General features: G+C 42.7%; 14 protein-coding genes. 7 read left to right on the top strand and 7 right to left on the bottom strand.

Annotation, left to right across the window (positions count from 1 at the left end; all coding sequences use genetic code 11):
* Positions 1–72: 72 nt before the first annotated feature.
* Complete coding sequence (locus RS891_RS17725; protein ID WP_315796353.1) at positions 73–1,263, bottom strand: YhgE/Pip domain-containing protein; 1,191 nt, start codon at positions 1,261–1,263, stop codon at positions 73–75.
* Between the two features lie 159 nt (positions 1,264–1,422).
* Here RS891_RS17725 and RS891_RS17720 point away from each other — a divergent pair, with 159 nt between their 5' ends.
* Positions 1,423–2,079, top strand: coding sequence for a TetR/AcrR family transcriptional regulator (locus RS891_RS17720; RefSeq protein WP_315792679.1), 657 nt, complete (start codon positions 1,423–1,425; stop codon positions 2,077–2,079).
* Between the two features lie 136 nt (positions 2,080–2,215).
* Here RS891_RS17720 and RS891_RS17715 read toward each other — a convergent pair whose 3' ends face one another.
* Entirely contained in the window at positions 2,216–2,554 is a 339-nt protein-coding gene (locus tag RS891_RS17715) for a cupin domain-containing protein (protein ID WP_315796351.1), read from the bottom strand.
* A gap of 124 nt (positions 2,555–2,678) precedes the next feature.
* Complete coding sequence (locus RS891_RS17710; RefSeq protein ID WP_113054308.1) at positions 2,679–3,506, bottom strand: helix-turn-helix transcriptional regulator; 828 nt, start codon at positions 3,504–3,506, stop codon at positions 2,679–2,681.
* Positions 3,507–3,744: 238 nt separating this feature from the next.
* Here RS891_RS17710 and RS891_RS17705 point away from each other — a divergent pair, with 238 nt between their 5' ends.
* Positions 3,745–4,647 carry an AraC family transcriptional regulator gene (locus RS891_RS17705; RefSeq protein ID WP_315792674.1) on the top strand — a complete coding sequence of 301 codons (903 nt, stop codon included), beginning with the start codon at positions 3,745–3,747 and terminating at the stop codon, positions 4,645–4,647.
* 93 nt (positions 4,648–4,740) lie between these two features.
* On the opposite strand, the gene RS891_RS17700 is transcribed toward RS891_RS17705, so the two are convergent.
* Complete coding sequence (locus RS891_RS17700; RefSeq protein ID WP_315792672.1) at positions 4,741–5,697, bottom strand: zinc-binding dehydrogenase; 957 nt, start codon at positions 5,695–5,697, stop codon at positions 4,741–4,743.
* A gap of 365 nt (positions 5,698–6,062) precedes the next feature.
* Here RS891_RS17700 and RS891_RS17695 point away from each other — a divergent pair, with 365 nt between their 5' ends.
* Positions 6,063–6,608, top strand: a complete 546-nt coding sequence (locus tag RS891_RS17695; protein WP_315792670.1) for a hypothetical protein — start codon at positions 6,063–6,065, stop codon at positions 6,606–6,608.
* Positions 6,609–6,827: 219 nt separating this feature from the next.
* Here RS891_RS17695 and RS891_RS17690 read toward each other — a convergent pair whose 3' ends face one another.
* The gene (locus RS891_RS17690; RefSeq protein WP_315792668.1) at positions 6,828–7,187 is read right to left on the bottom strand and encodes a MerR family transcriptional regulator; all 360 of its coding nucleotides are present in this window, start codon (positions 7,185–7,187) and stop codon (positions 6,828–6,830) included.
* A gap of 101 nt (positions 7,188–7,288) precedes the next feature.
* Here RS891_RS17690 and RS891_RS17685 point away from each other — a divergent pair, with 101 nt between their 5' ends.
* Complete coding sequence (locus RS891_RS17685; protein WP_113054303.1) at positions 7,289–7,999, top strand: SDR family NAD(P)-dependent oxidoreductase; 711 nt, start codon at positions 7,289–7,291, stop codon at positions 7,997–7,999.
* 151 nt (positions 8,000–8,150) lie between these two features.
* Here the strand turns inward: RS891_RS17685 and RS891_RS17680 are convergent, their stop codons facing one another.
* Together RS891_RS17680 and RS891_RS17675 are read right to left on the bottom strand one after the other, a co-directional pair.
* A complete protein-coding gene (locus RS891_RS17680; RefSeq protein WP_315792666.1) occupies positions 8,151–8,675 on the bottom strand; it encodes a DinB family protein in 525 nt (174 codons plus the stop codon).
* Between the two features lie 24 nt (positions 8,676–8,699).
* Positions 8,700–9,254, bottom strand: coding sequence for a GNAT family N-acetyltransferase (locus tag RS891_RS17675; RefSeq protein ID WP_315792664.1), 555 nt, complete (start codon positions 9,252–9,254; stop codon positions 8,700–8,702).
* A 200-nt stretch (positions 9,255–9,454) separates the two neighbouring features.
* Between RS891_RS17675 and RS891_RS17670 the strand changes: the two genes are divergently transcribed.
* The 3 genes from RS891_RS17670 (at position 9,455) to solA (ending at position 12,254) form a co-directional block, all read left to right on the top strand.
* A complete protein-coding gene (locus RS891_RS17670) occupies positions 9,455–10,177 on the top strand; it encodes a TetR/AcrR family transcriptional regulator (protein WP_315792662.1) in 723 nt (240 codons plus the stop codon).
* Positions 10,178–10,204: 27 nt separating this feature from the next.
* The gene (gene map / locus RS891_RS17665; protein WP_113054299.1) at positions 10,205–10,951 is read left to right on the top strand and encodes a type I methionyl aminopeptidase; all 747 of its coding nucleotides are present in this window, start codon (positions 10,205–10,207) and stop codon (positions 10,949–10,951) included.
* A gap of 178 nt (positions 10,952–11,129) precedes the next feature.
* Positions 11,130–12,254 carry an N-methyl-L-tryptophan oxidase gene (gene solA / locus RS891_RS17660; protein WP_315792659.1) on the top strand — a complete coding sequence of 375 codons (1,125 nt, stop codon included), beginning with the start codon at positions 11,130–11,132 and terminating at the stop codon, positions 12,252–12,254.
* The last annotated feature ends 64 nt before the right edge of the window (positions 12,255–12,318 follow it).

The following is a 12,318-nucleotide window of genomic DNA, read 5'->3' as shown; positions in this document are numbered from 1 at the left end:
GTTTCGTTTATGTCTTTGGCAGCTTAACTGGACGGTGTCGTCACATATAAAGGACTTTATGCGCTCTCCAGATTATGTGCTCATCATTTCATTGCGGCTCTCTTTATGACGTTGCGGTATGAACGCACTACCCAGTATGATGAGCATTCCCGCAAGTCCAATCCAGACAAGAGCGGAAAGTGGTGAACTCCAGCTTAACCCGTGATCAAAGAAGAAAATTCCCCGTAAACCTTCGATCATAAAACGCATCGGAAGCCACGGATACACCCACTCCCGATAAAAAGAAGACATCATTTCTGGCGCCAATGCAAGCAGCGGTGCACCAAAGAAGAGCATTAAGCCAAAAATGGCTATTCCCCCAAGCCCCAACAGAGAAATGACGGCCGAGATCATGAGGAAAAAACTGAATGACGAAATGGACAGGAACAGGGCAGTATCGGTAAAATTCGTTATTTGCAGCCCAACGATCCGATCTGCGATCCAGGTGAAGCCAAATCCTACGACAACAGCAATGACAGCACCCGTCAAAATCTGTCCCGCTTTAACAGAAAGGCGACCTTTCCGTGTAGTGACAGGCGCTTTTTTGACCGCCGTGTAAATAAGAGCAGAACTTGCCAAACTGGCCATCCACAGCGGCTGGAATAAAGAAATGGGGGAATTGCCGTTTGCACTGTGTGTGCCGACTTCATTTACATTGGTCACATCTTTGGCAATGGGATTCACCAAAAAAGCAACTTGTTCTACGGTCAGGGTTGTGCCTTTTGCTTTTAATTCTTCGAGTAGTTGCGTGCGTACCGTGTTATTGATGTTATCAACGACTCCGTTTAAGATTTGTCCAGACAAAGTAGACGCGGCCATGTTCATTCCCTGGTTAATCAGAATCTGTATTTCAGGTGAAGAAGGGGCCGAAGTCATGAGTGAAGCTTGCTTTGAACTGAAATCCTGTGGGATAACCAAGGCTGCATAATACTTCTGAAGGTCTAGTCCTTGTTGGACTTCCTCCAGGCTGTTTACCGACTCCCATTTTACCGCCGGCTCTGTATCATCTCCGGATGATGAACTTTTTTGAATCATTTCCACAATTTTTTGTCCCATATTCATCTGAGGCTGATTGGGGATTTGTACCCCCTGATCCTCATTGACGATGGCGACGGGTAAGCTGTCGGGCTTAGGCTGGACGGATGGAAATAAAGTCAGCGAGAAGACAAAGATGATAACCAAAGCAATAATGGGTGACATCAAGACCATCTTGTTTTTGAACAGATGCAATACGTTTCACTCCCTTTTAATGATCATGATGTTGATTATTCATCACAAAGTTGATTATAATAATTGCACGAAAAAAAACAATAATCACATTTTTATAAACTGAGCATTAATCAACACTGCCCTAAAAGGTGTTGAATTAGGAGTGAACACAAAGTGGAGCATGAATTAAAAAAAGATCGTCGCAAGATCCGAACGAAGAAACTTATTCGGCAGGCCTTGTTAGAGCTCACGGCTGAAAAGGGATTGAGCAAGATCAGTGTTATGGATCTCGCAGAAAGAGCGGAAATAAACCGGGGTACATTTTATCTGCACTACAAGGATGTGGCAGACCTTGTTGATCAGCTGAAGAAAGAGATTTTCGAAGGAATAAAGATTCTTTCAGTGGAGCTTAACCCGTTGGAGGTAGGACATTATGCTGAGCGAGGGGAACCATACCCGGCTATCCTTAAGCTGTTGGAATATCTGTTGTCACATGCGGACTACCTGCGGATCATGCTCAGTCCTAATGGTGATTTACAACTGCCCATTCAGATTAAAGAACTGATAGCGGAACGGATGCTTCAACATTTTGAAACAATTATGCCAGATGATCCTGCTGTCGTCATTCCCTGGGATTACTTTTTGGCCTTTACCTCCTCGGCCAGTATCGGACTTTTAACTCACTGGATGGAACAAGGAAACGATCTATCGACTCGGGAGGTTGCGTTGATGATAACTCAAATAAATAGCCGTGGCCCTTTGGAAACCCTGATGCGGAGAGTAGGAAATCCCCATTCAAACGGGAGAGAAAAAGCACAGAATGAGGAATGAGAAGTAGATTGTTGTAGACATGATTTTTCGGTAAAAAAGGTAATTTGGAAAGGAGCGTTTGCATTCAGCTCCTTTCTAGAATATACAAGCAAATTCCTTGAATACATATTCCCTTCAACGATACGTAGTAGACTGTTTATGCGGACTCAGTTCCACCGGTGTTTCCTTCATTTTTGGGTTCCATTAACATGATATGACATTCCTTTTCAGCGGAGGGTTTGATCTCGAGTCCCCTCGGGACAATAAACATCTCATCTTTACAAATTCTCACCTGACCATCACGAAAATCAATGATCATCTCGCCTTCAATCACGAAAAATAACTTATCGGTTTCAGGATGAACATGCCATTCATAATCGCCAGCTATCTTAACAATTTTAAATTGATAGTCATTCATTTCACCAATTAGTTGGGGTGACCAATTTTCGTTTATTTTAGACAGTTCCTCGCTTAGTTTAATCGTTTGATAATGGATAGTAAGCCCTCCTTATTTTTCACCTACAATATAATGCTGCATACTTAATTCAGATATCATGTTGCCTTGGCCTGCCATAAGTATACTGATTTAATTTTGGCTTTAAAATGGATGCCTGTTGAAGTTAGCATGGATTATTGATGAACTTCTGTCGATATTCAGTAGGAGAGAATCCAAATTGTTTCTTGAACACTTTACTAAAATAAAAGGGGTCAGCAATTCCAACCGTTTGTGCAATTTGCTGTATGGGCACGTCACTTGTAAATAGCATTTTTTGTGCCATGTTTATACGATATTTTAATAGATATTCTGCCGGTCCCATTCCTGCATGTTTTCTGAATACGTAAGAAAGCCGATTTCGATTAACGTTATATTGTTCTGCGAGCGATGTTATGGTAAGGCCATGATAGTAGTATTCATGGATATAATTAGATACCCGTTCGAATAAAGCCTTTGATTCACTGCTCATTTGTCTATTCGCCACGCTTATTAAGGCTTCGTTCAGCACATCGCGAAACAGCATTTCAGTTTGAAACATCGAAATGCCGCCACGTTGATTATACACATGCCATAACTGCTTAATTAATTCCATAAGACGAGGGGAGTGTCCCGTTGATAATTCAAAATGCTGATGGGAAAAGCTTGATTCTTCTAATTCTGAGCTGCATATCCGGTATAAAACAAGTATATATTCCCAATTGGAGTTATCAAACGTTTGTTCATCCAATTTCATATTTGCACCACCATGTACCACTTTGCCTGGCGAAAAGATATAAGGGGTTCCATTAAATTGAAATTGTATCTTTCCTGTAAGGGGAAACACAAATCCGGGAAAAGAATCGGTATAATCAGCGTGAGACACCCCTGGATATGTAGCATATCGATATATTCCTTCTACTTGAAAAGGAATGTGTGCAAAATGTTCTGCTAACTGATTCACGTCTATTTTCACGTTGTGTACCTCATTTCGATAGTAGGTTGCCGGTGACTTTGCGATTATCTTGTACAACTCACTCCACATTATTGATAATGATTATCATTGTGTCAATATTTATAAACAATAAAAATACCGAATTCGGCTAATTTCAAGTCAGAATACGAATCGGAGAAAAGGTACAAATCACTAAACCATCGATGTGATATGATAAACTACATACAAAATATTTGACGTTACGAGGGAATGAAAACTAATGGAAAAGCTGCTTCAAAACCTCCAGCTTAAAATAAATCAAATTGGGATAACAGAAGGTAAAAATACCACTAACATCCCATATTTAAATATGTACCGATACAGTCAGCAAAATATTGATCTTCCCGAAATACAGAATCCGTATATACTGCTCGTTGTAAGCGATACGATGCGACTTCATTTTTCAACAGGTATTAAGGACTACTCACCTGGCGAATTTCTAATATCAGCAATAGATAGCCCGTTATCTGGTCATACTCTGTTTGCAACGGTGGACTCACCTTTTCTCGCTATATCGATTGATTTTCTAGTAGATGATGTGACTTCCGTTATGTTGGATATAGATGGAGATTTGCCTGAAAAGTTATTTGAGATAGAAGACCCCTCCACAACTCAACAAAGCAATACAAAATTATTAGAGGTTATTCTGCGTCTTATAGATATGAATGATAATAATAATGAACTTTCATTTATGAGCAAACATCTGAAACGGGAAGTAATCTTCAACTTGATTGCAGGTCCGTATGGAAAACTTTTTTTGCAAAGCATGATTTCAATTCAACAGGCAGGTACTATATATAACATTAATAGCTGGATTAAAAGTAATTACAAAGAAACATTTTCGATGGAGGATTTAGCTGAACAAAGTAATATGAGTTTATCTAGCTTTCATCAAAAATTCAAAACAGCTGTGGGAATGGGCCCATTGCAATGTCAAAAGAAACTTCGTTTGTTAGAATCCCGACGGCTGATGCTTGATCTTGCATCCAATGTAACCGACGCAGCATTAGAGGTAGGATATGAAAGTGTTTCCCAGTTTATAAGGGATTACCGTCGATTATTTGGTCGGTCACCACAGAAGGATGTTCAAGAAATACGTGATTGCTTTAGAGCAGGAACTTAGCCTACTCTCAAAAATCTGCTTGATGATATAAATGAGGAGATTTACAAAAGAAGGGCACTCCGGAGTGCCCTTCTTTCTCGTATCTTTATACTATTAAGAAATATGCAAAACTGCACGGAAATGAGTTTTGGCAGCCATCATTTGTTCAAATGCTTCAGGGGCCTTTTCCAGAGGGAAAATTTCAATCATAGGCCGCACATCTGTTAGTATGCTAAACCTTACTGCAGCCTCCATTTCATTAATGTCTGTAAATGTTCCTTTGACATTGCTGGGACCATTCAGAAAATCCATAGCAGACCATTCCAGCGGTTCATCCGAAACGGCGGCAATGATTAGTTCTCCATCTGTTCCCAAACCACCGATAAGTGAAGAAATAGTTTTTCCATTGGGAGCTGTTGCGAGAATAACTTTTGCGCCACCTAGAGCTTTTAAGGAGTCGGAAGGTTTTTTTGTATCGGCATCAATATAGTGATGTGCGCCAAGTTCCCTTGCCAGTTTCTCTTTTTCTTTCCCACGAGATACGGCAATAACCTCATATCCAGCTTTCTTTGCATACTGAATCGCGAGGTGCCCAAGTCCGCCAATACCCGAGATTGCGACGAGATCCCCAGGGCGAGCTTTGCTGTTTCGCAATGCACTGAAGACGGTTTCTCCTGCACATAGAAGTGGGGCTGCCTCCCCTGCCGAGATTTCTTGTGGAATTGTAATCAACCCATCTTCATAGGCAACCATATATTCTGCATAACCCCCGTCCGTTGTAAGGGCTGTTGTATGGCCATGCCCGCCATGCCAGCCGATACCAACACGTTGACCAACTTTCCATTTCATCGTTCCTACCCCGAGTTTTTCTACGATACCAACTACTTCATGTCCTGGAATTCTTGGATAAGAAGTCGTGGCCCCCTCACTAACTTTTGCATCTCCATGACAGATACCACAAGCTTCTACTCTCAGAAGTACCTGTCCTTCTTTAGGGGCTGGGATGGGGACTTCAACCAGTCGCATCGGTTCACCCTTGGCTGCTACTTGAATTGCTTTCATCATTGACATCAATATTACCTCCTTCATTTGACGGTCAAACCGCGACTGTCTACTAAATAAATTTCGCATAAAAAGAGTGGAGGGGCTTGCCTGTTTCTGTAGATATATTGCACAATCCTATTTTTTATAAACTAACTCCAAAAAAAAAAGAGAGAAAAAAAGGTAGACTAATTCATATCTTTTATCGCCTAATAATTCACAAAAAAAGAAATATATTTTTGATATAATACATATTGATTGTTAATTACGCTGTTCGGAGGAGAATAATAATGAAGTTCTTTTGGTGGGAAGTCGTGTTTTATTGCGTAGTGTTCGTACTTGTCTTTTTTATGATATTCAATGACTATTCTCCAGTGTTGACAATAGGGGTTGGAATGGGTGCTTCTCTAGTTGCTTTTATAATCCGCGTGTATTACCCTTTAGCGCTGGAAAAGCGTATGGACCGTGTGGAGTCCTTTTTGCGTAGTCAGCAAAATAGTCCGGGACTTTACATTAATTACGTACTTGCGAACAGACTTGAAGATGAGGCCGTAATAATTATGGAACAGCTTATGCGTAAATATAAGCAAGAAACGGCACAGGCGCCTTACAAGGCGGCTTACGGCGTTTATCGCAAGGATATGAATGCTGTTCGAAAAGCCGTGCACAACATCCGCTTTGCCGATTACCGCGCTTATTACGAAACGATTCTACTAATGGAGGATGGGGAAAGTGGTCAGGCGCGAAATCGCCTAGAGTCTATCAAAAAGCAATGGATGAAATCAGCGCTGCTCGCGGAAATAGAACTCAAAGCAGGTCGCCATGAAGCAGCCATTGAGCATGCTAGGGAAGCAGTAAATTCGTCCAGAGGTGTTTATCGTTATGTGTTATATAAGGAATACGAAAGGTCATTACCGCAAGTTGTTAAGCCACTCGCTTAGTCAGGCAGTTCTTATGTAATGGCTCGCCAGAAGACTGCTTGTGAAGGGAACGGTGCAGTCGCGAAAGGGTGCTTGATAAGACCAAAAGGCACGCGATCCAAATTGAAGTGATCGGCTGCCTTTTGGTTCAACGTCTTATTTGGCTGATGACAGTACAAGAGAGGAAAGATATAGTTCATTTCTTGTACTAAAGGAGTATTCTTTAAAACTCAACTTATCTTAATAATTTTCTCCGCGATAATATCGCTCCAGTTTGTTATCCAAATGAACGAGCTGCGCTTTTTTCTCCTCGATATCTTCTAACAGCTTCTGCCTTTGATCTTGAATCAGTTTGGTTCGTTCCGGCAGAGTTGAGGTTCCTTCATTTACCTTGTCATAATACGTTTTGATGTCCTCCACACTCATCCCGGTTTCGCGAAGGCACTTGATAAAAACCAGCCAGTTCAGATCATCTTCCGTGTAAAGACGGTTATTCTGCTCACTTCGCGCAGCAGGCTTCAACAGTCCCTTTCTTTCGTAAAAGCGTATCGCTCCGATAGCGATATCGACTTTCTTCGCTACTTCACCAATCGTTAACATGCTAACCCTCTTTTATCAAAATTTATGGTTGACCTACACTAAGTGTAGCATAGTAACTTATACATTGTTAATGAAATCAAATGAGAGAAAAGGGGATTTGCATGAAGAAGACGGCTTTTGTAACTGGAGCAAATAAAGGAATCGGATTCGAAATCGTCAAGCAGTTAGGTCAGGCCGGCTGGAGAGTCATACTTGGTGCACGCAGCGCAGAACGGGGCGAAGCGGCTGTAGCTGAGTTAAATTCCGAGGGGTTAGACATAGATTTTGTGCAAATTGATATGAGTGACTTGGAAAGCATCAAACGGGCAGCCATTACGATAATCAAGGATTATCCGGACTTAAAACTTCTGATCAATAATGCAGGTATGCCGGGTGCTTTCTCCCGTTCCTTTACGGACACCAAAGAAGAGGATCTGAGGAATGCTTTCGAAGTCAACTTTTTCGGAACCTTTCGTCTGAACCAGCACTTGTTCCCGTTAATCAAAGATAACGAAGGCACAATTGTTAATGTATCGACCGACATGGCTTCGCTGGATCATATGCAAAATGCGGGGTTTGCTTTAAACGCGTTCGACTATAACTCATCCAAAACCGCCAACAATGCTATGACAGTTTCCATGGCGTATGAACTGAAAAGAAGCAGAGCTCAAGTATTTGCGGTAACCCCCGGTTTCACATCAACAGACCTAAACGGTAATGCTGAAGGGGGGAAATCGAAAGAAGAGGCCGCTGCGATTATTGTGGGTTATGCGACAGATGGCAAACATCATAACGGCGAATTCTTGAATGAGCAGGGCGTGTACGGTTGGTAATGCAGATCTGCAAATCAAAGTTATCGTAAAGTACGTTGTGTACTCGTTAAAAAACAGACGTATTAAACCGGGGTACTCGCTTGGGGCATCCCATGGTACGTCTGTTTTTTTTAACAATGAAGAGATATGACACGATTATATTGAGTGGTCTTTATTTTAAAATACCCAAATATTCTTTCCAAGGTCCCACATCCGAATCGTATCTTTTGGCCATTATCCGAACGATCTGTGCGATGTGTGTTAAATCATGAACGGCCCATGTAGCAATTAATTCGCTGGCTGTGACTGTACCAAATGCGGGATGGGTTCCCGTTTGCTCCAGCTTTGCTTCAGAATCCATTAGTTCCTTGAGTCCGGTAATGTTCCGTGTTCTCAACATATCAAATTCAAGTAACTTATCCTCGATCGATTCCTCCGATGTTCTACCTAAATGCGAATAACGATCAAATGCCGGAAAGGGTTTATTGCTTCCCCCCTCATTGGAAATAAACGTTAACCTGGTCATCCAATTGGTTTTCTCTCCCTCAATAAGGTGATCGATGACTTCCTGAGCATTCCAGGTTTCTTCCCCTTCATTGCAAGTCAACCAGCCTTCGGAAAGTCCAGATAACAAGTGCTTTAACGTCTGTGGTGTACGCTCCAGAATCTCAATGGCTTCTGTCATTTTGAATGGCATAGAGCACCTCTCCTCATGAATTGATTAGTCAATTAACCACTCTGATTGGAGAATGGCGTACTGATACTCGTCCACCCAGTGTCCTTTGGACATGTAGTTTTGCAACAAATGCCCTTCACGCCTCATGCCTAAGCGTTCAAGAACACGAATGGATTTGTCGTTTCGTACATCCGTAAATGCAATTACCTTGTGTTTACCCAGTGTTCTAAAAATATAATCCAACAACGCCTTTAGCGCTTCATGGATATATCCATGTCCTTGATACTCAGGGGAGAGGGTAAACCCAATCTCCACAATTCTCGGTTCATTAAGTGGTGTATGCAGAGCGCAATCTCCAATAAGCAGATCCGAATCCGCTAAGGCAAGAGCGAATTGAAACCATGTACCTGGCTGGTTAGGAATGTGGTTCATTTGCTTTTCGACAAACAATTCGGCATCCTCATAAGTATAGTTCTCCCAGGACTGGAATTGGGAAACGGTTGGATTAGCTCGGTACTCGTAGAAAGGCAGCATATCTTGCAAGCCAAATTGTCTGATATTAAGCCGATCTGTTACTGCATACAACGGAGACTTCTTCATATTATCGCTCCACTCTGAAATGTACTTTAATTCGTCGAATATCCATCCTTTTTTCTCTCCTAATAATAGTATTTTACTAGCACAATACATAAAAGTGAATAAAATAGAATTTCTATAACAGCGTTTCTCTTGTTATTCGTAAACCAATGTTTTATATTGACATAATAGTAGGTCAAAAAAAGAAAGAGGTGGCGGACGAGATGACTCCACGCACGAAAGAACAAAACGAAGAGATCCGGCTGCGGCGTCTGGCGCAAATCCGTGAAGCCGCTGCCGATGTGTTTTTGAATAAAGGACCTCTACTCGAAATCCGCGATGTGGCTGTACAGGCAGGACTCGGATATGGCACGGTATACCACTATTACAGCAATAAAGGCGATTTGCTCCACGATCTGTTGTGGGACGCATTGGAGCGGATCGGGGGAGCACCAGTAGCCCCGCACGATTCGACTTCGGGGGTGGAGATGACAGGCGGGCATGTTAACTTGCCTCCAGCGGTGGACACCGGGAACTCAGCTGCATCAGGACCCAGACGCGAAATCCGTGAAACGGCTGCTACCGAAGAGCTTGGCCCTGTCGCCAGCGCCAGCGTGCGGATTCTGCAGCTTTGGGCGGAGGACCACGCCCTATACCTACTGTATAAGCTGTCTCTCGAGGGCTTTTCCTCGCTACCTGAAGCACGCTCGAGCAAGCTCACGGCCGCTTTTCAGGGTGAAGTGCTCGCGCCGATTGCCGCGCTTGTGGAGACCGAGCGTGCGGCGGACGAGGATGTCGCTTCCAGCGGAAACAAGGCGGAGCAGTCGTATCGGCTACAGCGCGCGGAAATGCTGTTGGCCGCCTTGGTTGGCTGCGCCTCACTCTCGCTGCGCCGTGAAAAGCTGCACGAAGAGGCAGTGGATATCGTCCGGTTTCTAAAATTATAGGATCGATAAGGAGCGAATAAATAAAAGATGATCATTATAAAATCACCTAGAGAAATTGAAGAAATGAAGCCGGCGAGCCAAATTGTTGCGGACTGCTATCGTAAGGTAACCAAACTGATCGAGCCTGGGATCACCACGCGGGAAATCAATGATTTTGTTGCTAGACACATCAGCAAACTTGGTGGCAAGCAGTTTACAAAAGGGTATAATGGTTTTCCCGCCGAAACCTGCATTTCGATAAATGATGTGGTGGCCCACGGTATTCCCTCGAACCGGGTACTTATGAACGGTGATTTGCTGAAACTCGACATCGTGGCGGAATACGGGGGATGGTTAGGTGATTCGTGTATGAGCTATGCCGTGGGAAATATTCGGCCGGAAGTGCAAAAATTAATGAAGGTGACAAAGGAATGCTTAGATCTGGGAATTGCCCGGGCTATACCCGGGGGCCGGCTCGGCGACATAACGTCGGCGATTCAACAGCATGCGGAAGCGCATGGGTACTCGGTCGTACGAGATCTGCTGGCACACGGGATCGGGCGGAGCCTGCACGAGGAGCCGACCTATGAGCATATCGGTGTAGCCGGCAAAGGCATTCGATTAAAAGAAGGCATGGTGTTTACGATTGAACCGATGATCAACGAAGGTACGTTCCGTATCACGATCGACGACGATCAGTGGACAGCGAGAACGGCCGACGGCAAGTTGTCGGCACAATATGAACATACGATCGCAATCACGTCGGATGGACCGCTGATTTTAACGGCTCAGTAATAATAAATTTATGAATCTAAGAAAACCGCGTTGTTATGCGGTTTTTTTATTATGACTTGGGTATCATGCCCAGGATAGCGCAATTGTTAAGTATTAATATCATTAGTAATATAGAAGAATACTTGCCATACTTAATACTTAAGTTACATGGGGATTTCTTACAAGGAGGTAACTTGCAATGCATTATGACGTAATTGTAATAGGAGCAGGTTCAATGGGGATGGCAGCTGGTTATTTTTTATCCAAGAGTGGGAAGAGTACATTATTAATCGATTCCTTTAACCCACCCCATAACCAAGGCAGTCATCACGGAGAGACGAGAATCATTCGCCATGCGTATGGTGAAGGTGAAAATTATGTTCCGTTAGCGCTCAAGGCTCAAGAATTATGGAATGACTTAGAGAAAGTGACAGGAAAACAATTATTTCTTCCTACGGGGGTTATAAACGTGGGTTACGAGAAAACAGATTTTATCCAAAATATCATTTCAAGCTCGAGAACCTATTCGTTGCCACTTGAGATATTAGATTCCATTGAAGTAAATAAGCGCTGGCCAGGCATCAATTTACCGAACAATTACATTGGTTGCTACGAACCAACCTCAGGAGTGTTGAAATGTGAGGAATGCATTGAAGCATATCGAGAACTCGCAGAGCAAAACGGAGCCACCATCATAACCAATAGTAAAGTAAAAGAAATCATGGTTCATGATAAAAGAGTTACCATCAAGACCGATGATCATACTTTTAGTGCTAATGCGTTAGTAGTTTCAGCAGGGGCCTGGTCAGGAAGTCTCCTTTCCATGTTGGATTTAAATCTTCCTCTCAATCCTATAAGAAAAACATTTGCCTGGTTCGATACTAATGAAGATTTATATAATCATAAGGAGTTCCCCGCCTTTTCGTTTGAAACAGCCCACGGGCATTATTATGGTTTCCCAAGCATCGATGGTTCCGGATTAAAATTAGGCCGACATGATGGAGGAGATACAATCGATCCAGATGAAGCTATCCTGGGATTTGGTGAACTAGAGGAAGACACGACAGATTTAAAACAATTTTTACAACATTATATGCCCTCTGCACAAGGATTGAAGTTTGGTAAAACGTGTATGTATACAATGACTCCCGATGAAGATTTCATTATCGATACACATCCTAGCTATCCTAACGTTGCCATTGCCTCAGGTTTCTCAGGACATGGCTTTAAATTTAGTAGTGTAGTTGGACAGATTTTAAGTGATTTGATTATATCAGGGAAAACGGAACATAATATTTCTCCATTTTCAATCAATCGATTTTAATAATCCATTCAAGAGAAAATTTATGTACTGCTACTCGTATGCAGTGCGAAAACAATCTAGTGAT

This window comes from Paenibacillus sp. BIC5C1, assembly GCF_032399705.1.
GTDB classification, from domain to species: domain Bacteria; phylum Bacillota; class Bacilli; order Paenibacillales; family Paenibacillaceae; genus Paenibacillus; species Paenibacillus taichungensis_A.
This window is presented reverse-complemented; position numbering and strand designations above follow the sequence as displayed.

Bases quoted from the DNA above. Each gene is read 5' to 3' on its own strand.
- RS891_RS17705 (WP_315792674.1), top strand. From the start codon at position 3,745: ATGGAAAAGCTGCTTCAAAACCTCCAGCTTAAAATAAATCAAATTGGG.
- RS891_RS17700 (WP_315792672.1), bottom strand. From the start codon at position 5,697: ATGTCAATGATGAAAGCAATTCAAGTAGCAGCCAAGGGTGAACCGATG.
- RS891_RS17695 (WP_315792670.1), top strand. From the start codon at position 6,063: ATGGGTGCTTCTCTAGTTGCTTTTATAATCCGCGTGTATTACCCTTTA.
- RS891_RS17690 (WP_315792668.1), bottom strand. From the start codon at position 7,187: ATGTTAACGATTGGTGAAGTAGCGAAGAAAGTCGATATCGCTATCGGA.
- RS891_RS17685 (WP_113054303.1), top strand. From the start codon at position 7,289: ATGAAGAAGACGGCTTTTGTAACTGGAGCAAATAAAGGAATCGGATTC.
- RS891_RS17680 (WP_315792666.1), bottom strand. From the start codon at position 8,675: ATGCCATTCAAAATGACAGAAGCCATTGAGATTCTGGAGCGTACACCA.
- RS891_RS17675 (WP_315792664.1), bottom strand. From the start codon at position 9,254: ATGAAGAAGTCTCCGTTGTATGCAGTAACAGATCGGCTTAATATCAGA.
- RS891_RS17670 (WP_315792662.1), top strand. From the start codon at position 9,455: ATGACTCCACGCACGAAAGAACAAAACGAAGAGATCCGGCTGCGGCGT.
- map (WP_113054299.1), top strand. From the start codon at position 10,205: ATGATCATTATAAAATCACCTAGAGAAATTGAAGAAATGAAGCCGGCG.
- solA (WP_315792659.1), top strand. From the start codon at position 11,130: ATGCATTATGACGTAATTGTAATAGGAGCAGGTTCAATGGGGATGGCA.